We start from the raw sequence: 21216 nt of genomic DNA, 5'->3' as shown, positions 1-21216 counted from the left end.
TCAAATTGCAACAGGTAGATTATCAGTCTATTCATACATTTGTTTGATACGGCTCGATAAATCTAATCATCTCGTATTAACCCTCTTGCCTCATATGGCCTAGCCCAATTAGATTCTGACTACTGAAATCAAAGTTGGTGTCCATGTAACACCAATCAAAAACCATTGATCTAGGTTGTCGTAATAATGATGAGCATCTCGCAGCTTCTTGGCTGCATTTCTAAACAAGTAGATGGGCAGTACATCGCGCAATATGAGGAGTTGACACTTCGCAGTGTCTTCCAACCCATTTATAAAAAGGATCTTTCCATCATCGGCTTGGAAGCCTTAGTGCGAATCAGCACTGCTGATGGTTCTATGATCCGTCCGGATCTCTTTTTCCAATCTCCTTCCATCTCTGAACATGTTCAACTTAATGTCGAGCGACTTAGTCGCCTTATTCACATCAAAAACTTTGGGCAATCTCGTTACCGCAATAAAAAGCTCTTTCTTAATGTGCTTCCCAGAGCTGCAGAAATGCTAGCGAAAGACCTTTCATACAGCCATTTACTGAAGCAAGTGATTTGTGAGGCGGATTTGTGTCGAGAACAAATCGTGATGGAGTTAGTTGAATTAAGCGCAGGCGATGAGTCCTTTCTGTACAAAGCGACGAAAGAACTGAGTGACGGAGGCTTTAAACTTGCTATTGACGACTACGGCATTAATGCCTCCACCATCGAGCGAGTGAAATGCGTTCGACCAGACATCATCAAGATGGATCGTTCACTGCTATTGAAATACGAAGACGGGGATTTTTCTGCGTTAATAGAAGCGTTAGCGCTCGCGAAAGAACTGAGTTCAAAAACAGTTATCGAGGGAATTGAAACCGAGCATCAACTTAACTTAATGAAAAAACTCGGTTTCGATATGTACCAAGGCTACTTGCTTGCGATGCCTCAAACCCTAGAAATGTACGAAGAGGCCAAAACGGCCTAAGATCGTCTTGTTAAGCACTGCTGCCTTTGAATACCTGGATTACTTGCGGTGCTTGCCACGATTTTTATGAATCGCGAGTTTTGCTTTTAGTTTGCGCTTTTCTGACGAACGACTCTTACGACGACCGCCACCATCACGCTCAGGTTCTACCTCTTCGATTAGACTTGGTTCGAATCCTTCTAGCCACTCTTGAGGCAAACGCTGGTCTAACAACGTTTCGATCGCACGAAGCAGATATTCTTCATCTCGGCTCATTAATGAAACGGCCAAACCGGATTTACCCGCGCGGCCAGTACGACCAATACGATGTACGTAGTCTTCGGCTTTAAATGGCATATCAAAGTTCACCACTTGTTCAAGCTCTTGAATATCTAGACCGCGAGCCGCCACGTCTGTCGCAATCAGGGCTCGAACTTTACCTTGCTTGAATTCATCAAGTGCACGCTGGCGAGCACCTTGCGATTTATCACCATTAATCGAAACCGCTTTAATACCATCCAGTTTGAGCTCCTTTGCAAGCTCATCGCTGCCTTGTTTGGTTTTAGTGAAAACAAGTACTTGTTGCCAGTTTCGTGAACCTATTAAATACGCTAACAATTCACGCTTACGCTTTTTATCAACTGGATACACCATCTGCTTAACCGTTTCTGCCGTTGTATTCGCTGGAGACACTTCCACCTCAACAGGAGAATCCATCAGTTTGTAAGCGATGGTTTTAATGCGTTTTTCAAACGTCGCCGAAAACAGCATGATTTGTTTGTCATTTGGTAGTCGACGAAGAATGCGTTGCAGATCAGGCCAAAAACCCATGTCCAACATTCGGTCAGCTTCATCAAGCACCAACACGCCAGTTTTAGAAATGTTTACGTTGCCGTTAAACAAGTGGTCTAACAATCGGCCCGGCGTAGCAATAAGAATATCCGCGCCCTCTTCCAACTTGTTCTTTTGCACGCCAATACTTGTACCGCCGTACACACAAACAATACGTAGATCCGTGTGTTCCGCGTATTGCGTTAAATTGTCAAACACTTGCTGCGCCAATTCACGAGTTGGAACTAGGATGAGGGCGTGAGGTGTGCCATTACGTTTCTTTTGCTGTACCGCCTGAATAATCGGCAAACCAAATGCCGCCGTTTTACCGGTACCCGTTTGCGCAGCCGCAAGAAGATCTTTGCCTTCCAGTACGTGTGGAATCGATTTTTCTTGGACTGGCGTTGGCGTCACAATATTCATATTGTTCAACGTTTCGACTAACTGTTGTTCAATGCCAAGATCAGCAAAATTAACGGACATGATAAACCTCATAATTTTTGGAGCGCAGAGTTTACCAGAGCCGCCATAGCCATACTACCTCTTCGCCAAAGGATTGAGTTATGAACTGCTTAGCTGTTGGTGAAATTCAAGTGATTGGCGCAGCACGTCTTGATAAAGCTCTGAGAAATTCGCCTCTAACGCTGCGTATTCACCATCTAACACCTCAAACGTTGTCGTCAAGTCGGCCATTCTCGGGCTTCGCTGAGACATCCGATGCAGTGCAAACTCGATGTTGGAGAGATCTTGATAAGATTGTAGCCAGCCGCCCCGCCACATGCGTTGATGCAATAACATAAAACGCGCAGGAAGCGGTTCGTGAACATCTTTGTCTACTTTTTGAAATGCGAACTCGACAAAGTCGTCTAACGACTCTTGATGAAAATCATTCCAATGCTTGGCTAAACAATGGTCCCAAAACATGTCTAGCGCAATTGGCGCGAAGCGTCTCGCTACCCCTTTAAAATGTGGCTTACATTCTTCGACAATAGGGTGATGATCGGTAATTCGGTCAACGAACCGGTGGAGTTTGATGCCATTAGTAATGTCAGAATCGTATAGCTTGCTTGGATCTCCTTTGACGAAGTCTCCAAGCAAGTTTCCCATAAAATGGCTATTACAGTGATCTGCAATATGCAGGTGGGCTAAAAAGTTCATTTACCGTCTTTCGCCCTTCTTGGCTCGGTGTTTCATGAACTTAGTATAACGTCTAAAAGAACGTGAAGAGAGTACTAAACGGTACTATTCGTTTTCGTTGTCAGAGCCAACGTATTCCGACAAAATAATGCCAATTTCAAGCGCATCTAGCAGCTCTAGGCTTTCGTCGTTTTGGTATTGGTCGCTCATTGTGACCTCCTTTATGAAACTATGAAACATTGCGGTTTCAACTTACTGCCACCATTCCTATTTCATTCGGTGACAGCAACTCCTTTTTATAGACTTTATATGACACATTCATGACAGCGAAAAGTAAAGATTTAAAAACCTATGAGCATAATCATAAGTAAACGATTGCAGCGTCGTTACTCTTCTCTGCCATCTTCACTTAGATAGCTGGAATTACATCGACATTTCTATCATTAAAAGACATAACATACTGTTATAGGCGACCCTAGATCTCATTTTGTAAAATAAACTCACCCTTCGTTACATATTTTGCTGATTCACATCGCATATTTTGTTTCGATATACCCATAGATTTGTTCAATATCTTTTATCTCTAATGGAGTAATCAATGAGAGAAGTTGAGTTTAGAACGATAGACCGACTATTTATTAAGATGTCTATCAACGACAAAATGTGGGTTATTTTCCTCCTATTTCTGGTGGCACTCACTTCGGTAGCAGGAAGCCGATACCTAAATGATTTGCATCAGTTCGAGCAACAATCTATCGCCAACGTGCAAGCAAAACTAGATGGCATCATCGAAGCTAATCCCACAGATATCTATCAAATTACTGGTATCTCAAAAGCTAACCATCAACAAAAAAGCTTGTTTGCAGATGGTGTTACCACGGTTTATGGCACAACCTCTGCGGGTGAGCTTGTTCAATTGACCGAGCACGCTGGCAATCAATACAACGCCCTGCGCTCCGACGCCCTTACCTCTTTCCTTCTTAGTTTTCTATGGGTTTTGCCGTTTGCAGTATTTTGCTATTGGGTAGCGACATTCATCGGAGGCGCTTTGTGGGTGCTATACACCACAACAGAGAAAATTGGTGACGGTGACTTAACTTCTCGATTGGGCTTTCACCCTGGCCGTGACGAGTTTGGCACCATTGGCTGCGCACTAGATAAGTCGATGGATACATTAAGCGAACTGGTCAATAGCGTAAAAGAAAACGCCAATACGCTAAGTGAAACGTCATCTGCATTTGAACAAGACATGAAACTGAGCGAAACACAGATTACGCACCAGTACCAAACACTTGATTCTGTCGCAACCGCAATGGAAGAAATGACGGCGTCTGCCAAAGAGGTTTCGAGCATCTCTCAACAAGCGACCATGCAATCGGATCAAGATGCACAAAAAATAGAAACGAGCCGTAGCCGTGTACAGCACGTTATTGCTGAGATCGAAACCTTGTCGAGCTACATCGAGCAAGCTTCTTCATCAGTCACCAACTTAAATGAAAACACTACGCAGATTAATGATGTCATCACGACCATTAATGCGATTTCTGAGCAGACCAACCTGTTAGCTCTCAATGCCGCTATCGAAGCGGCTCGCGCAGGCGAACAAGGCCGCGGTTTTGCCGTTGTAGCCGATGAAGTCCGAACGCTGGCAAGTCGTACACAACAAGCCACGGTAGAAATCCAAGCCATGATTGAGAAGCTGCAATCGGAAAGCCAAAACATCGCTTCGATTACTGGCAGAACGGTCAAGCAAGCTCAAACAAGCAGCCAGTTGATCGATGAAATTGGTCAAGATTTCACAGCGATTGCGGACTCTGCTCGTTCATTGATGGACATGAGCATTCAAATCTCTACTTCCGCGGAGGAACAAAGTGCGGTTGCGAATGATATTGCCTCTGAGCTTGCTGATATCCGTACTCAGTCCAGCACAATTCGAGAAGTGGCGGAGCAGTCTACTGTTGGTGTCGCGAACTTAACCAAAGCGTCGGTTTCACTCGGTGAAGTATTAGAGCGTTACCGCACAGTTTGATAACAAGGTAATAACAAATAAAGGCTCCTAATTGGGAGCCTTTATTTTCTACATTTGTATTCACTTATTTGTTTCGAGAATATAACTCGCATTCACTTTCTCTACGTACTTGTCTCGTACTCATTCTTTGGTGTAATAAAACCGAACTTATTGAATAATTTGAATTCTATTTGAGGAATGAAAGGAAAATAGCATTGATCAAATACCGATTGGGAAACGGTTTATTTTGAAGTGAATCTCAAGTTCTCCTTGTACCTGATGAAATAATGTTCAAGCGGACGGCGTTCCGCTATGCTTAACCTGCCAATTCCAATTTGCTGCTGGAAAACAATATGAATAATTACAACGATACAAAAGACAACGAAAATCTAAACTGCCCTATTTGCCAATGTGATGAATACTTAATCTCATCAAACGGTGAAAAATTCACGTGTGCTGCTTGTGGGTTCCACACGAAAAATTTCTCATCCATTCAATGCCTTTACCAAGCGCCATATTTACAGTCGAAAATTAAACAAATTCATAACCTAAGTCATTCTCGTCATTAAACGGTTAAACAGAGCAGCCCATGAGCTGCTCTTTTAATTCATCCAAATGTTGAATGCGAATAACTCGGTCATCGTCGACTCGGTTAATGGCCTCACCATTAAATAGCTGAACTGTCTTAATTCCGGCATTCACCCCTGCTTCTACACCCTTGGGTGTATCATCGATATACAAACAATCGCTAGGCAAAAAGCCCATGCTCATCGCGCTGTACATGATCAAATCAGGTTCAGGTTTCCAACTATTTGCTTCAAACGCAGAGAATACTTTTCCTTTGAATGCATCAAGCAGACCGGTTAACTCAAGTGCGTATTCAATTTTATCTTTGGGACCATTTGACGCGACGCAGTATTCAATATTGTGAGAGTCGAGGAATTGGATCAGCCTTTTAGCGCCATCCATTGGTTGTAAATGACGAACAAACAATTTTTGAACTTCTGTTCGGTATTGGGGTTCAAGAACATCAATTGGAACATTAATGTTCATCAACTCTTTGGTATCAAGAAGAATATCGGCCAGTTTTCCACCTTTAAAGTGAGAAACACATTCTTCCATCGTTAACTCTGCACCGTGTTGATTAAATACATTCACTAGTGCTTGGCAGCATAAACGCTCACTGTCGACCAACGTGCCATCACAATCAAAAATCACGCATTTAATATTGGTAATTGCCATAGCCTTCCCCTAGACGCATTTGTCGATGTCGCTGATCAAACTTATTTTTTAATACAAATGTATGGCTTAATCATATTTGAGTTTAGATTTGTTTAAACGACAGACTTGGCATTTCGTAGAAATGGGGAAAAGCAATTCCTGTTTTTCTAAGCAAGATCACCGAATGTAATCTTGCTCAGTTTGTTATGCATCAGGATACATGTATCGAACTTCGATGAAGTCATCTAAATTATCTAGCAACAGTTGGCATAATATTGGGTCAAAGTGTTTGCCTTGTTCCAACTTAAACCAATCGACGACTTCATTAATTGTCCAAGCCCGTTTGTAGCAACGCTCTGTTAATAATGCGTCAAATACATCAGCAATTGCGACGATGCGTGCGAAGAGATGAATTTCCTCACCTTTTAGATTATTTGGATAACCCGTACCGTCCCATTTTTCATGGTGTTCGTGGGCAACCACCGCTGCTAATTTGGTGATGTCGCCCTCTTTCATGTTCAGCAACTTATAACCTTTAATGGTATGTTGCTTCATGATTTCACGCTCTGAACTTGTCAATGCACCAGGCTTGTCGAGAATCGATTCTGGCACAGAGATTTTACCTACATCGTGCATAGGGCTAATGATTTCAATCATTTCCACTTCACGGTGCGTCAACCCGCAAAGTTGAGCTAAATGACGAGACAGTTTAGCGACACGTTTTACATGTTGGCCAGTTTCTCCAGAGCGACTTTCAATCGCCTCACCCAACACGTGAATCATCTCTTTTTGGACGTTTAGCGTTCGTTTTTGAAGCAACACAATTTTTCTATTTTTCTTATCAATCTCTTTGCGTTGGCGAATAGTCATAAACTGAATCACAACAACAAGAGAAAGCAGCACAATAATGCCGCACGTGAACAACAGTGTTTTGAGGTTTACTTTAAACAGTGGCGGTGGCGCATTAAGAATTTCAGCATTTTTAGGGATGTCATAATGGCTGATTTCATACTTTGTGAGCGCCTTATAGTCCAAGACCGCTTCAGTGATAGCCAGCGCATGCGCCGCTGACGTCAGAGACATCCCCATCTTACTCGCCATTATCTCCGCAGCTTCATAACCAAATTGCTCAGAGCGGTTCACAAAGCCACCCAGTATTCCCGGCTCGCCTAAATAGAGTTCCCACATCACAAACACGGGGGCACGGCTTTTTGCACCAATAGCTCGAGCCACTTCTCTGTAGGTGTGATATTTCCCTGAATCCCCTTCCGTATTGTAGTGAGTCAACAAAACCGCATCATTAGCACTGACTGTAGAAAGCTGATTTGCCGCCTCTTGTAGGCTCGCGTCTCTAATTTCAATCAAATTGATACGTGGAAACTTGTTCATCTCTGCTTTCACGCGTTGATATATCAGTTCTGAGGTCACACTGCGATCGGCAAGGTAATACAAATTTTTGATACGGGGACGCAAACGATTGATCAGCGCGATGTTTTCGACCACGCGATCTTCTTCGTAAATCACACTGCCATTTGTACTTACTGTATCGAGAGAAGAGCCTTTATCATTAATCCCAATCGCGACCATAGGAACATTGCGCTTGGGGTTCTGAAAATAATTTCTGACGAAACGCATGGCTGCGTCGTCAGAGATAATCACACCATCAAATTCATAAGCTCGATATTTAAACCGAAGATAACTCGCCATTTGTTGCAAATAGCCTTCGGAATGAACACGCTTCGCGTCCAAATATTCAATGGATAGTTTGACTTCGCCGTCAGTTTGCTTGAACCCCTTTTCGATTCCCGCCTGAATGTCATTAGTCCATTGATAAGACGGATCATAGGAGTGAAGCACGAGAACTCGTTTGAGATCCCAATTTGTTTCCTCAGCTTGTACGGCAACCGTTCCTATGCACAACAAAAGAGTGAGAAAACGCGCTAAACGCTTAACCATTTTTTACCCAGCCGAACCAATGCAATGTTGCATATAGTAGCGCTTCATTTTGAAATGAAGCCGATATTGATCAACTTTCTATTATAATTGTGTCACATAATTTGTGATCACTATTAAGTCTTTTCGCAATATCCGCTGAAAACTGTTGTTTATCTAAAGATTGAGAAACGGCCACGTCAGAAATCAGCGTGTTACCCTCATAGCTACTTGCAATGGCTGCACCCACCGGGTTGCCATCTTTAAAACCAACGTACAACTCAAAATCCGGCGTTAAGATAATTTGGGTAAGGTATTCAACTATCATCTCTTGGTCATACTGTTCTTCCCAACGTTGAGACTGAAGAATCGAAAACATAATAGTCAATCGATGAAAATCCACGAGGAAAATGTCATCAGCCTGCAAATTCGCTTCGCCTTCCAACAAGGAGTCTTTAGCAACGATTTGGTATTCTTGAGCATTTATTGCTTGGAAATAGGTTTCGCGACCTTTCAAGCTTTCAGGAGTGGGAAATTCAACTTCGACGAGATCGTGCAGCCACGCATTTTTGCGTTCGATGCTGGCTAACTGCTGTTCATTCATTTGAGTACCTTAAATATCTCAGGCTACAGAGTAGTAGCGAGTCAAAAACGAGGGCTGTATATGAGCCATCACGCCAATATTTCGAAAACCTAACTGGATTTTCTATACCGCATTGACTCGACTCTTAAACATGAACTCGCTTTGAAGCGGTACATTAGCATGAAGCCCTTAACAAACCTAGCTAAAGTCCTGAGGTTGCGCCAAATTTTGTTTTAGATGCCAACGTCTGATAGATTGAATCTATATATTTTTCTAATTAAGGACGGAATAATGAAAAAACGTTTGCTTGCTTTAGGTTTGGTTACCATTCTTGCTGGCTGTGGCAACGATGAGGTTGGTGATGTGTCTTTGGGTATGTTTACTATGAAAGACATAAAACTGAATACGCTCGTAGACCCTGAAGTTCCAGGCGTTACTTGTCATGTAGCGAGCATCGAAGCGGACTTCAGTTTAGCGGACCCAAGCGACAGTTCAATTTCTTGCCGTCAAACTGGTGAAATTACACCTGAGATGATTACTAAAATTGATAAGAGCAAATCAGGTGAAGTGGTATTTAAAAAGTCCAAGAGCGTTTTCTTCAAATCGATGAAGATTCGCCGTATTTATGATCCAGAAAATCAAACCTTGATGTACCTTTCTTACTCAACTAAAGAGACATCAGGCAGCTTCAAACACAGTCTATCAACTGTACCTCTTTGGGGTACGAAAGCTTACATCCAACCGACTGAAGCTAAGATAAATTAAGCTCAATTCGCTTACGAATTCGTCAGCCCGCTGCATTTTTCAGCGGGCAAATTTCTTTGCAATAAAACACCACGATTTTCATTTTTTTGTGATACAATCCCGCCTCTTTTTTTTCTCACTCAAGAACAAGCATGAAGTTTCCTGGTCAGCGTAAATCTAAACACTACTTCCCAACTCACGCTCGAGATCCATTAGTCAACCAAATTCGACAAGCGCCTAAGCTATACCGCCCAACCATTGTCGGTGTTGGTCAAACCATCGTAGATATCGAAGCTAGTGTGGATGATGCGTTTCTAGAAAAATACAACCTAAGTAAAGGACATTCTCTTGTTCTTGAAGAGAGCAAAGCAGATGCATTGTATGAAGAGTTAGTAGAGCAAGGACTGATCACACACCAGTATCCTGGCGATACTATTGGTAACACGCTGCACAATTATTCTGTTCTAGCAGACAGTAAATCTGTATTGCTTGGCGTAATGTCAAAGAACATTCAAGTGGGTTCTTTCGCCTACCGCTACCTTTGCCGTACGTCTTCACGCATGAACCTAAACCACCTACAAACGGTAGATGGCCCGATTGGTCGTTGCTACACCCTTATCTCTCAAGATGGTGAACGTACATTCGCGATTAACGAAGGTCACATGAATCAACTTCTTCCAGAAAGCATTCCTGAAGAAGTATTTGAGAAAGCGTCTGCGCTTGTTGTTTCTTCGTACCTAATGCGCGGTAAAGAAGAAGACCCAATGCCTAAAGCAGTACAACGCGCGATTGATTTTGCCAAGAAGCACGATGTACCTGTTGTTCTTACTCTAGGTACAAAGTACGTGATTGAAGGCAATGCGGAATGGTGGCAAGAGTACATTCGTGAAAACGTATCTGTTGTGGCTATGAATGAAGAAGAGGGCGCGGCGCTGACAGGCGAAAACGATCCACTCGCCGCTGCGGATAAAGCACTTGAGTGGGTAGATCTTGTTCTTTGTACTGCCGGGCCAAACGGTCTTTACATGGCAGGTTACACGGACGAAAAAGTGAAACGTGAAACTACACACGATATTCTTGAAAGCTCGATTGAGGAATTCAACAAGTTTGAGTTCAGCCGCGCAATGCGCAAAGAAGATTGTGTGAATCCAATGAAAGTGTATTCACATATCGGTCCATACCTTGGTGGCCCTCTAGAAATTAAGAACACTAATGGCGCGGGTGATGCCGCACTGTCAGCACTGCTGCATGACATGGCTGCAAACTCTTTCCATCAGAAAGAAGTGCCAACTTCAGAGAAACACGAAGTACGCTGTCTGACGTATTCATCACTTTCTCAAATTTGTAAATACGCGAACCGCGTGAGCTACGAAGTGCTAACTCAGCACTCTCCTCGCCTATCGCGAGCTCTGCCAGAACGCGAAGACAGCTTAGAAGAGACCTACTGGGATCGCTAAGAAGGTTAGCTTTAGAGCAAAAAATATACTTAGGTCACCGTTTGGTGGCCTTTTTGTTTTGATCTAGCGCAGTATTTAGTGGATTTTGTTACTATGTAGCACGCGAAGGCGCACGAACTTCTTTACACCTAATTTTATACCAGTATTATTCTCGCGCAAACGTTTGCGCAACAACAATACAGTCTTCATAGATTGCTTGATGTTGAACGCCGCGTGTTAGCCATATTTGGGAGTATCCATGCAGTCTGATATTGAAATTTGCCGAAACACACCGTTATCTTCCATCGATGTTATCGCTGAAAAAGCAGGTCTATTGCCTGAAGAATTTGATACACATGGAAAATACAAAGCCAAAGTACACCCTAAGTGTTTAGCCCGCCTGAATGACAACCAAAACGGCAAATTGGTTCTGGTCACCGCGATTACCCCAACTCCACTAGGTGAAGGCAAAACCGTGACAACCATTGGCCTTGCTCAAGGACTGGCGAAGCTAAAGCAATCCGTGATGGCATGTATTCGACAGCCATCAATGGGGCCTGTCTTTGGCATCAAAGGTGGTGCCGCAGGTGGCGGATATTCCCAAGTTGCGCCAATGGAAGAGCTCAATTTGCATTTGACGGGTGATATTCACGCCGTTACGGCTGCACACAACTTAGCGTCTGCAGCTTTAGATGCGCGCTTATTCCACGAGCAGCGCGAAGGATATGACGCCTTTGAAGCTCGAACTGGTTTAAAAGCATTAAAAATTGACGTTGAAAGCATTACTTGGAAACGCGTGATGGACCACAACGACCGTGCACTTCGCATGGTCAAAATTGGTTTGAACGAACATGGCAAAACCATTAACGGATTTGAGCGTAACGAAGGCTTTGATATTTCAGCCGCATCCGAGTTGATGGCCATTATTGCGTTGGCAAAAAATCTTAAAGACTTACGTCAGCGCATTGGCAAAATTGTTGTTGCTTATGATCTCGACGGTCAGCCTATCACCACAGAAGATTTACAAGTAGCAGGTGCGATGGCCGTAACGTTGAAAGAAGCCATTGCACCAACATTGATGCAAACGCTTGAAGGTGTCCCTACTCTGATCCACGCAGGCCCTTTTGCTAACATTGCGCATGGCAATTCTTCTATTATCGCTGATGAGATTGCGTTAAAACTTTCGCGTTACACGGTAACTGAAGCAGGATTTGGCTCTGACATGGGATTTGAGAAAGCCTGTAATATTAAAGCAGCGGCTGCCAACAAAGCGCCTGACTGTGTGGTGATTGTTGCGACGTTAAGAGGCCTTAAAGCGAACTCCGACCACTACGACTTGCGCCCTGGCATGGCAATTCCAGATTCGATTTTCTCGCCTGACCAAGCGGCATTGGTAGCCGGGTTTGAAAACTTAAAGTGGCACATCAAGAACGTCCATAAATATGGAATCCCAGCCGTTGTTGCGATTAACCAGTTCCCTCAAGATTGCGAACAAGAACTCATCGCGCTTCAAGATCTCATTCACGCATTCGATCCAAATGTTAAAGTCGCTATCAGCACTGCTTTTGCCCAAGGTGGTGAAGGTACGAGAGATCTAGCACAGCATGTCGTTGATGCTTGCGAAAAAACCACGAATTTCCGACCTCTATATCAGAAACATCAATCCCTTCAGGAGAAGCTGATGTCTGTGTGTGAAGCTGGATATGGTGCGACAAATGTTGAAATGAGTGAACTTGCAACTCAGCAATTGGCTCATTTTGAAAAACTAGGGTTTAACGAATTAGCTGTTTGTATTGCTAAAACGCCACTTTCTATCACCACCGATTCTTCAGTAAAAGGCGCGCCAGTTGGCTTTACTGTTCCAATTCGTGAACTGCGTTTATGTGCCGGTGCTGGCTTCGTGTACGCATTATCGGGTAGCGTTATGACCATGCCCGGTCTTCCTGACAAGCCAGCGTTTATGAATCTCGACCTTGATGAAGATGGTAATATCATCGGTTTGTCATAATGAGCTTCATTTAAATGAAATCAAACACAAAGGGAGCTAGACAGCTCCCTTTATCTTACTGTTTTAAATAGGTTTTACATTGTAAATCAATAATCTCTTTAAATCCCCAGATTCTATACCGCCCCAATATAATGCACTGTCTATTTTTTAATTCACTAATATAGTGCATCAACTCTCGGTCACAAAATTCATCATTTTGATTTTTAAAGAAATATTCAATGGCGCGATTCTTGTACTACAGTTTGCAGTAGCTAACAAACAAACCAGCACATGTCATTCTAAATTGTTGCGTTGTATAACACCTCCTCCGGTTAAGCACGGTTTAGACGCATGTAGAACAAGGGAAAGGGAATATTATGCAAGACGCACTCGCTGTAATTTTAGCAGGCGGGATGGGCTCACGACTTAGCCCACTCACTGATGATCGAGCCAAACCTGCGGTACCATTTGGCGGCAAATACAGAATCATCGATTTTACGCTAACCAATTGTCTTAATTCAGGTTTACGTAAAATTCTAGTGCTTACTCAATACAAATCTCACTCACTACAAAAGCACCTTCGTGACGGTTGGTCGATTTTTAATCCCGAACTTGGTGAGTACATTACGGCAGTTCCGCCTCAAATGCGCAAAGGTGGTGCATGGTATGAAGGTACCGCCGACGCCATCTACCACAACTTATGGTTACTATCGCGGAACGACGCAAAATACGTTGTTGTGTTATCTGGTGACCATATTTATCGTATGGATTACGCAGCGATGCTTGAGGAGCATAAAGAGAAAGGGGCAAAGCTGACCGTTGCTTGTATGGATGTTCCAGTAAAGGACGCCTCTGCTTTCGGAGTAATGGGAATCGCTGAAAACGGACTGGTTAAGTCTTTTGTCGAGAAGCCTGAAAACCCACCTACTCTTCCAGACGATAAAACCAAGAGCCTTGCATCAATGGGGATCTACATCTTTGATATGGATGTGCTCAAAGAAGCGCTGACCGAAGATGCGAAACTGGAAACGTCTAGCCATGACTTTGGCAACGACATTATTCCAAAATTGATCGACACCGAATCGGTTTACGCTTACAAGTTTTGTGGCAGCAAAGGTCGTGTCGATAAAGATTGTTACTGGCGTGATGTCGGGACAATTGACTCCTTCTATGAAGCAAATATGGATTTATTGGAACCAGTACCTCCGATGAACCTTTATCAATCTAACTGGGCTATCCGCACTTACGAACCTCAATTTCCACCAGCGAGAACCGTCTCTTCTGCAACAGGAAACGAAGGTATTTTCATCAACTCGATCATAGCTACCGGTGTTATCAACTCAGGCGGCTCAGTCCAGCACTCGATCATTTCATCAAATGTGCGCATTCAAGATAGCGCGACCGTTGTGGATTCCATCATTTTTGATGATGTAGAAGTCGGTGAAGGCAGCCAACTGGTGAATTGCATCGTCGATAAACACGTTCGCATACCACCGAACACACAAATCGGCATCAATAAGGTTGAAGACGCCAAACGCTTCAAGATCTCAGAAAAAGGCATTGTTGTTATACCGGAGAGCTACCAGTTCTGAGAGTCCTCAATTCAAACGACAACATAAACGAAAAAGCGCACGATAATTACCGTGCGCTTTTGTTTAAGTACCTATGAAAGTTAGGTAATAACAGTTAATCAATAATGATTAGATGTTACATACTGTAGCCCAGCTACCGTCGCTACCTGGTTCAGAAGCCGTCCACCAGTTTGCTTGGTAAACCACACCATTGTGGATGACTTTGTCACCTTGGTTTGCGTGGCTTGGGTTACCTGCCCAGTCAGTTTGTGGCAGATTTGGGTATGTTACCAAACCAGCAGTGTCACAAGAACCTGGTTCAGTTGTACCGCCACCGCCAGTACCCGCGTTTAGGTCACCGATTGGTAGATCTGGTTGCTCAAACTTGAACGCAAACTCTTTACCACCAGAAATCACTGAGTAGTTCGCAGGACCAGAGATTGGTAGGTAGTAAACCATATCAAGCTCGTAAGTACCGCCTGCTGGCAGATCTTTCCATGCTGGTAGAGAGAACGACACGCGGTGCATTACGCCATCCAAACCACCGATGTTGTTTGCACGAGTATGTCCAGAAGCAATCACTTTCAAACCGCCACCAGATTGGTCTTTCGCGTTGTCCGGCGCAGATACTGGGATATCGAATTGGAATTCAGTACCGCCAGGGATCGCTTGACCTGTGTTGTTCGTAAATGTGATCTTAGGGTTAATTGGGTAGTTTTGGTCGCCAACTTTGAAGCCGCCAACACTAACAGTAATATCTACAGCTTCAGTTGGTGTTGGACCAGTCGCTACTTTGTTACCGTAAGGCGTTGCAGACTTAAACTTGTCGTAGATAGCTTTGGTCATAGTGTTACCCATGTGGTATTCACCATTACCCGCAGCACACGCTTGCTCAGTTGTATCGATAGCAGTACGGTTGCCATTTGCATCTAGTACGTAACAGTTGTAGTCACCTGCTAGTTCCCAGAACATGATACCGCCGATTTCTTTATCGATAACGTAGTCCGCTTTCACTTCGATAGAAGCTTTATCTTCTGTAGATAGGAATACGCCCTTCTCTGCGTTCCACAACCAAGGTGCTACAGCAACACTGTCGTAATTACGAGTGTACGTACCAACCAATTTGTCAGAAGGATCGTTCACTGGATCTAGACCGTAAGCTTGAGCGTAAGAACCCCAAATGCCTTTCTCTAGGTTCTTCGCGTGCCACATTGGGTTCGAGCCTGCACCCATTTCACGACCTTGTGGATCTAAATCGTGCCACATGTTGTCGATGCCGATAGCACCGTTACCACAGTTGTTCTTCTCACCTTCACCTGTGCCTGGTTGACACTCAGCTTGGTTAGGTAGCGCTGCTCGGCCCCAAAGACCATTGTCACCACCAGTTACGCCTTGCCAACCACGGGTGTAATAAGGAACACCGATGTTGATACGGCCTGCTGGCATAGAACCACGGAAGTAATGGTAAGCCCAGTCAGTATTCAAGTAACCAATACCGCCATAAGCTGCTGTGCCGTATACGTTCCACTGTGCTAGCTCAGAGTCTTTGCCTGTATCGAATAATGCCGCGTTGTGGCCAACGTGATCGTTCCAAGCACCGTGCAAGTCGTAAGACATGATGTTTACGTAGTCTAAGTACTTAGTTACATCGAAGGTTTCCATACCGCGTAGCAGGTAACCAGATGATGGCGCTGCGATAGTCAGCATGTAATGCGTACCATCTTGAGCAGAAGCTGCATCTAGTTTTTCACGAAGTACTTTCATCAGCTCTTGGTAAGAAGCCCATAGGTACTGACGACGTGGTTCCATGAAGTCTTTATCGTAAGGGTTACCAGCACCAGCCATTGATGTTGGGTATTCGTAGTCGATATCCAAACCATCGAACTTGTACTTACGCATCATTTCAACTGCAGAAGCGGCGAACTTCTCAATGCCAGCATGGTTGATAGAACCATCGGCATTAGTCGTCATTGTGTAGAAGCCACCATCAGCAACACGATCGCCATTTGCATCGAAGTGACCGCCAGTTTCAGCCCAACCACCAATCGAGATTAGCGTCTTAACATCGTGTTTTTGCTTGTAAGTTGCTAGTGCACCAAAGTGACCTTTGAAACCAAGCGTAGGATCGACTTCAACACCTGGCCATGTTTTGCCAGTTGCAGCGTTGTTTGGATCATTAACATCGCCAACGTTCACTTTACCGTCAGAACCAATGCTCACAAACGCGTAGTTGATGTGAGTTAGCTGTTCCCAAGGAATGTCTTTAACAAGGTAAGTCGATTGTGGGTCATCACCTGCGCGCCAGCTCGTGAAGTAGCCGATGACACGACGTGGGTGATCCGCACCCATTTTCTCACGACCTTCTTCGTCGTAGATTGAACAGTAAGGTACGTCCACGCCTGTTGTTTGGTAAAGACCGTCAGGACGACAGTTAGAGACCACTGCGCCACCATTTACAGTTAACGTAGCAATTGCAGAGTCTGTGCTTGCACCTGCGTTATCTGTCGCTTTCGCGTATACCGCTAGAGCGCCCGCTTTTGAAGGCGTAACGTCTAGTGTGTAAGGAGCAGCTGTTGCTGTGCCAGCTAATGCGCCAGCAACGTAGAAGTCAACTTTAGCAACGCTACCATCCGCGTCTGCTGCGTTAGCAGTAAGCGTAACAGTACCGCCTAACTCGATTGAAGTAGCTGAAAGCGCAACATCCACTGTAGGCGCTTCATTACCTGGCTGAGCTGAAGCAATCGTAAGCGTTACTGAACTTGCAGTACTTACCGCGCCAGCGTCATCATAAGATTTAGTTGAGAACTCGTGTATGCCTTCAGTTGCAGTCCAAGATGCAGTGAAAGGAGCCGAAGTAGACTGACCAACTAAAGCACCATCAACAAAGAATTCAACTTTGCTAATTGTGCCATCAGTGTCTGCTGCATCTGCGGCTAGGTTAACCACTTCACCAGCGGTGATAGATGCCGACGCAGAAGGAGCGGTTAGAGTCACCGTCGGGATTTCATTTTGTGGTGGATCAACAGGACCTGTTCCATCACAAGCACCAAGAGATTCCCACTCGCCCCACTGGCCAGCTTGTGCAGGGTTATTGTTTTGCGTCCAGTAACGCGCTTTGTATGCGTTACCTTCGTGCTGAACTTGGTCGCCGCCATTATAAACTTTTGACGAATCCCAAACTTCTAGAGGGGCACAATCAACCGCTGCGTAGCTGTTGAAGGCCAATAGACAAGATGCAGTCAGCGTACTTAGCGTAAAGACGCTTTTCACTGCTTTCCCGTTTTTAAGGTGCATAATCGCTCTTCCTTAAGTTATTGTTAAAACAATATTAAACGTGTTTGAAACAACACGTTCTTACTTTTATTTCGACGTAAAATAACTTAAGTACAAGTTGGAAATTTCACACTATGTATTTGCGAGTTTTCAACACCACCTCTCAAGAATCCACTAAATGGTTGCAACAAAATACCTATTATTTGGCACCAGCAACTAATTTTATAATTCGAATAAATAAGTGACTCGCAAATTAATAAAAAAGGCGAAAAAAGTCGTCATTTTGAAATAAAGATCACTATGCCTTTGTTGACCTTGGTGTTTCATTGAAATGTCGCTTGTACTCGCGACTAAACTGTGATGGGCTGCTGTAGCCTACAAGTCGAGCAGCATCGTTGACTCGTTTCCCTTCGAGTTGAATCAAATCTCTCGCTTTATTGAGACGTACTTTTTTGATGTATTGCAAAGGTGATTCTAAGGTTACGCTCCGAAACGCCTGATGAAATGCCGAGATACTCATGTTGGCCTCTTCCGCCAATGTTTGGACATTCAATTGCTCATGGTATTCGGCATGAACTCGATTGAGTGCTTTTGCAACTCTCGCGTAGGAACCTTCTTGGTGAGCCAATTCATACAACACGTGCCCTTCTTTGCTTACAAGCGTTCGATAGACAATTTCCTCTAGTAAGGACTCGCCCAATATCGCCACATCCAAATCGTTGCAAAGCGCCTTCATTAATCGCTTGCAAGCATCGAGCATGGCGTCGTTCATTCGAACCGATTTGAGGCCACAACGTTTAGAATCTTCGCAGATATTACTGAATTTCTGTGCTTCGAGCTTTTTCACAAGTTTGTGCAGCAGCGTTGGCGAGATGTCGATAGAAATACCGAGTAAAGGCTCATTGTTGGTGGCAAATGCTTCACACTCTAGAGGCATAGGTACACCCACCACCAAATAGTCATCCGGACCATACTGAACTGGCGTTTGCCCTATATGGATGTTTTTATGCCCTTGGCCAAGCACAATGATCCCTGATTGATACACAAATGGTTGACGGTTATTGCCTTTGCTACTGCGATAAAACCAAACGCCTTCGATAGCGGTTTGCTTAATGCCTTCTAAATTGTGCAGATCATGCTTTTCAACATACTGCTGCATGGTTTCGGCTAATGTGTTCATGTAACGCTCCATAAACTGTCAATCGGTCTACGCTCTGTTGTCATTTTGCTCACTATACTTTCTCTTCTGTTTCCGATTCCAGCGCTATAACAACAATTTTGTAGAAATAGGCAAGTAATTTACAGAAATCGACCTACAACACGACAAAAAGTCGTACTAATATGCACGTATTCAATCTCCTCAACTGGAAACAAGAGGTCTGCAATGAACTTTTCTTATGTCAACCCAACCAAAATTTTCTTTGGCCAACAACAAATCGCAGCAATCAAAGACGCGATCCCAGCGGATCAAAGGGTCTTGGTGATTTACGGTGGCGGCTCAATCAAAAAGAACGGCGTATACGACCAAGTAGCAGAAGCGCTCACTGGCCACGAATGGTCTGAGTTTTCTGGTGTAGAACCAAACCCAACAAAAGAAACATTGGATAAAGCGGTCGCTATCGTAAAAGATCAAAACATCGACTTTATTCTTGCTGTTGGTGGTGGTTCGGTTATCGACGGTTCGAAATACGTTGCGGCAGCATCAAAGTACGATGGTGACGGTTGGGACATTATGATCGGTAAGCATCAAGTTACAGAAGCAACACCGCTTGCGGCTATCCTAACGCTACCTGCAACTGGTTCAGAATCCAACATGGGTGCAGTGATTACAAAAGCAGAAACTCAAGACAAGCTGCCGTTCATGTCTCCTGCTGTACAGCCTAAGTTTGCAGTCTTAGATCCAGATGTAATGAAAACGCTGCCTGAACGTCAGCTTATTAACGGCATTGTGGATGCGTGGGTACACGTTTGTGAGCAATACATTACACTGCCTACTGGTGCGATGGTTCAAGACGGGTACGCAGAGACCCTGCTAAAAACCCTAAAAACGCTTGGCGAACAGTTCGCAGAGCGCGATGACGACCAATGGCGCGCAAACCTCATGTGGTCTGCAAACCAAGCATTGAATGGTTTGATTGGTAGCGGCGTTCCTCACGATTGGGCAACGCACATGATCGGTCACGAGCTGACTGCTCTTTGGGGCGTCGATCACGCACGTTCTCTTGCCATCATCCAACCATCACTGCTGCGTAACCAGATGCAATTTAAGCGCGCGAAGCTTGAGCAAATGGGTCGTAATGTATTTGGTCTGGAGTCTGGTGATGATCTTGCAGAACGCACTATCGAAGCCATCGAAGCGTTCTACCACCAACTTGGTGTAGCAACTCAACTAGACAACTACGGTGAGAGCCGCGAGCAAGCGATCGATGCCATCATTGACCAACTCAACAAACACGGAATGACGGTTCTGGGTGAAAACCAAGCGATTACTCTTGAACGCAGCCGTGAAATTTTAGAATTAGCTGTCTCATAACAGCAACAACTGTTCACTGCCCTTTCTAGGGTTTAACGGTATTGTGACTTAACGGTCACAATACCGTTTTTTTTATGCTATTTTGTAAGCTTCAACGCGTTCAAATATTGGGCATTCTAAAAACAACAATTAATGCGCAAAATTAAGTGTTCCCGTTGGTCAGTAAAGTGGCGACCGTTTAGCTTTACATACACAAAAAAATAAAATTGAAATCAAAGGTCTAACTTACGCATTTGTTAGATCTTTTTGTTTAGAGTAGCACTACGCTACTCACGTTTGTCTGTTCGAGAGTTCTTTATATATGTGGCTAGTTGTCGTTGTATTAGCATTCATACACATCATAAGTGTCCGTAAAGGGCCGAAATGGCTATTTTACGTATCAAAGCCATTGCCTGTACTTGTGATGATTGGCATTTTGCTTAATTCTCCCGCGAGTCAACTTCCTTACACTCAGTGGATATTAGTGGGTTTATCGTTGTCACTACTCGGTGATTTACTACTAATGTTACCGCGAGATAAGTTCATCATTGGTCTAAGCCTATTTTGCTCTGCTCATTTGTCCTACAGCTATGGCTTTAGCTTAATGTCGGCATGGCATTTCACTCCTTGGCTTCCTATTGCTTTGTTTGGGCTCGGCATTTGCTTTTACTGGCTGTTTCGACCTGACCTCGGCAAAGAAAGAATCCCTGTCGCGATCTACATTTTGGTTTTGATGACCATGTGTTGGATGGCCATTGAGTATTATCTAAGTGGGAAAACGCAGTCATCTTCGTTTGCGGTGTTAGGAAGTTTTATCTTCATCATTTCCGGCACGGTGCTGGCTTTTGAGCGCTTTGGTGGTTACTCGGTATTTTCTCGGCAAGTGGTGATGGTCACGTACTATTCAGCGCAAACTTTAATGGCGATGTCCGTAATTGCCATCGTGATTCGTTATCCGTATCTCACGGTGATCAGTTAATTTTCTATGCCGCAGATTGGTGTTTGCCACTCTGAATTTTGATGAAAA

15 protein-coding genes are annotated in these 21216 nt (G+C 44.1%); 8 read left to right on the top strand and 7 right to left on the bottom strand.

The genetic code is table 11. From position 1 onward, the window contains the following. Positions 1-186 precede the first annotated feature (186 nt). A complete protein-coding gene (locus tag ACF8EG_RS14930; protein ID WP_005479139.1) occupies positions 187-975 on the top strand; it encodes an EAL domain-containing protein in 789 nt (262 codons plus the stop codon). Between the two features lie 39 nt (positions 976-1014). Here the strand turns inward: ACF8EG_RS14930 and ACF8EG_RS14925 are convergent, their stop codons facing one another. Then, complete coding sequence (locus ACF8EG_RS14925) at positions 1015-2268, bottom strand: DEAD/DEAH box helicase (protein WP_005479127.1); 1254 nt, start codon at positions 2266-2268, stop codon at positions 1015-1017. A gap of 78 nt (positions 2269-2346) precedes the next feature. Then, positions 2347-2943: an ACP phosphodiesterase gene (locus ACF8EG_RS14920; RefSeq protein ID WP_005454393.1), complete on the bottom strand. Its 597-nt coding sequence runs from the start codon at positions 2941-2943 to the stop codon at positions 2347-2349. A gap of 577 nt (positions 2944-3520) precedes the next feature. Here ACF8EG_RS14920 and ACF8EG_RS14915 point away from each other — a divergent pair. Next, entirely contained in the window at positions 3521-4951 is a 1431-nt protein-coding gene (locus ACF8EG_RS14915; RefSeq protein ID WP_069507119.1) for a methyl-accepting chemotaxis protein, read from the top strand. A 552-nt stretch (positions 4952-5503) separates the two neighbouring features. Here ACF8EG_RS14915 and ACF8EG_RS14910 read toward each other — a convergent pair. The 3 genes from ACF8EG_RS14910 to ACF8EG_RS14900 all read right to left on the bottom strand — a co-directional run bounded on the left by ACF8EG_RS14910 (position 5504) and on the right by ACF8EG_RS14900 (position 8687). Continuing rightward, a complete protein-coding gene (locus ACF8EG_RS14910) occupies positions 5504-6172 on the bottom strand; it encodes an HAD-IA family hydrolase (RefSeq protein WP_025631539.1) in 669 nt (222 codons plus the stop codon). Positions 6173-6355: 183 nt separating this feature from the next. Then, complete coding sequence (locus ACF8EG_RS14905; protein ID WP_029864170.1) at positions 6356-8107, bottom strand: HD domain-containing phosphohydrolase; 1752 nt, start codon at positions 8105-8107, stop codon at positions 6356-6358. Between the two features lie 70 nt (positions 8108-8177). Then, complete coding sequence (locus ACF8EG_RS14900) at positions 8178-8687, bottom strand: hypothetical protein (RefSeq protein WP_020842098.1); 510 nt, start codon at positions 8685-8687, stop codon at positions 8178-8180. Positions 8688-8957: 270 nt separating this feature from the next. Between ACF8EG_RS14900 and ACF8EG_RS14895 the strand changes: the two genes are divergently transcribed. The 4 genes from ACF8EG_RS14895 to glgC all read left to right on the top strand — a co-directional run bounded on the left by ACF8EG_RS14895 (position 8958) and on the right by glgC (position 14425). Next, the gene (locus ACF8EG_RS14895; RefSeq protein ID WP_005454218.1) at positions 8958-9431 is read left to right on the top strand and encodes a CreA family protein; all 474 of its coding nucleotides are present in this window, start codon (positions 8958-8960) and stop codon (positions 9429-9431) included. Positions 9432-9562: 131 nt separating this feature from the next. Further along, positions 9563-10867, top strand: coding sequence for an inosine/guanosine kinase (locus tag ACF8EG_RS14890; protein ID WP_031813085.1), 1305 nt, complete (start codon positions 9563-9565; stop codon positions 10865-10867). Between the two features lie 238 nt (positions 10868-11105). Further along, positions 11106-12854, top strand: coding sequence for a formate--tetrahydrofolate ligase (locus ACF8EG_RS14885; RefSeq protein ID WP_045546024.1), 1749 nt, complete (start codon positions 11106-11108; stop codon positions 12852-12854). A gap of 356 nt (positions 12855-13210) precedes the next feature. Next, positions 13211-14425: a glucose-1-phosphate adenylyltransferase gene (gene glgC, locus ACF8EG_RS14880; RefSeq protein WP_005498778.1), complete on the top strand. Its 1215-nt coding sequence runs from the start codon at positions 13211-13213 to the stop codon at positions 14423-14425. A 108-nt stretch (positions 14426-14533) separates the two neighbouring features. Here glgC and ACF8EG_RS14875 read toward each other — a convergent pair whose 3' ends face one another. Both ACF8EG_RS14875 and ACF8EG_RS14870 read right to left on the bottom strand, forming a co-directional pair. Further along, positions 14534-17698 carry a chitinase C-terminal domain-containing protein gene (locus ACF8EG_RS14875; protein WP_069507116.1) on the bottom strand — a complete coding sequence of 1055 codons (3165 nt, stop codon included), beginning with the start codon at positions 17696-17698 and terminating at the stop codon, positions 14534-14536. A gap of 277 nt (positions 17699-17975) precedes the next feature. Then, positions 17976-18857: an AraC family transcriptional regulator gene (locus ACF8EG_RS14870; RefSeq protein ID WP_069507113.1), complete on the bottom strand. Its 882-nt coding sequence runs from the start codon at positions 18855-18857 to the stop codon at positions 17976-17978. A 204-nt stretch (positions 18858-19061) separates the two neighbouring features. Here ACF8EG_RS14870 and ACF8EG_RS14865 point away from each other — a divergent pair, with 204 nt between their 5' ends. Together ACF8EG_RS14865 and ACF8EG_RS14860 are read left to right on the top strand one after the other, a co-directional pair. Beyond that, positions 19062-20210 (top strand): iron-containing alcohol dehydrogenase, encoded by a 1149-nt coding sequence (locus ACF8EG_RS14865; RefSeq protein WP_023585206.1) that lies wholly within the window; start codon positions 19062-19064, stop codon positions 20208-20210. Between the two features lie 301 nt (positions 20211-20511). Continuing rightward, positions 20512-21168 carry a lysoplasmalogenase gene (locus ACF8EG_RS14860; protein ID WP_005479123.1) on the top strand — a complete coding sequence of 219 codons (657 nt, stop codon included), beginning with the start codon at positions 20512-20514 and terminating at the stop codon, positions 21166-21168. The last annotated feature ends 48 nt before the right edge of the window (positions 21169-21216 follow it).

Origin of the sequence: Vibrio sp. YQ_11 (assembly GCF_043103065.1) — a bacterium.
Classification (GTDB): domain Bacteria; phylum Pseudomonadota; class Gammaproteobacteria; order Enterobacterales; family Vibrionaceae; genus Vibrio; species Vibrio parahaemolyticus.
This window is presented reverse-complemented; position numbering and strand designations above follow the sequence as displayed.

Coding starts and splice junctions, on each gene's coding strand:
- ACF8EG_RS14930 (WP_005479139.1), top strand. CDS start 187: ATGATGAGCATCTCGCAGCTTCTTGGCTGCATTTCTAAACAAGTAGAT.
- ACF8EG_RS14925 (WP_005479127.1), bottom strand. CDS start 2,268: ATGTCCGTTAATTTTGCTGATCTTGGCATTGAACAACAGTTAGTCGAA.
- ACF8EG_RS14920 (WP_005454393.1), bottom strand. CDS start 2,943: ATGAACTTTTTAGCCCACCTGCATATTGCAGATCACTGTAATAGCCAT.
- ACF8EG_RS14915 (WP_069507119.1), top strand. CDS start 3,521: ATGAGAGAAGTTGAGTTTAGAACGATAGACCGACTATTTATTAAGATG.
- ACF8EG_RS14910 (WP_025631539.1), bottom strand. CDS start 6,172: ATGGCAATTACCAATATTAAATGCGTGATTTTTGATTGTGATGGCACG.
- ACF8EG_RS14905 (WP_029864170.1), bottom strand. CDS start 8,107: ATGGTTAAGCGTTTAGCGCGTTTTCTCACTCTTTTGTTGTGCATAGGA.
- ACF8EG_RS14900 (WP_020842098.1), bottom strand. CDS start 8,687: ATGAATGAACAGCAGTTAGCCAGCATCGAACGCAAAAATGCGTGGCTG.
- ACF8EG_RS14895 (WP_005454218.1), top strand. CDS start 8,958: ATGAAAAAACGTTTGCTTGCTTTAGGTTTGGTTACCATTCTTGCTGGC.
- ACF8EG_RS14890 (WP_031813085.1), top strand. CDS start 9,563: ATGAAGTTTCCTGGTCAGCGTAAATCTAAACACTACTTCCCAACTCAC.
- ACF8EG_RS14885 (WP_045546024.1), top strand. CDS start 11,106: ATGCAGTCTGATATTGAAATTTGCCGAAACACACCGTTATCTTCCATC.
- glgC (WP_005498778.1), top strand. CDS start 13,211: ATGCAAGACGCACTCGCTGTAATTTTAGCAGGCGGGATGGGCTCACGA.
- ACF8EG_RS14875 (WP_069507116.1), bottom strand. CDS start 17,698: ATGCACCTTAAAAACGGGAAAGCAGTGAAAAGCGTCTTTACGCTAAGT.
- ACF8EG_RS14870 (WP_069507113.1), bottom strand. CDS start 18,857: ATGAACACATTAGCCGAAACCATGCAGCAGTATGTTGAAAAGCATGAT.
- ACF8EG_RS14865 (WP_023585206.1), top strand. CDS start 19,062: ATGAACTTTTCTTATGTCAACCCAACCAAAATTTTCTTTGGCCAACAA.
- ACF8EG_RS14860 (WP_005479123.1), top strand. CDS start 20,512: ATGTGGCTAGTTGTCGTTGTATTAGCATTCATACACATCATAAGTGTC.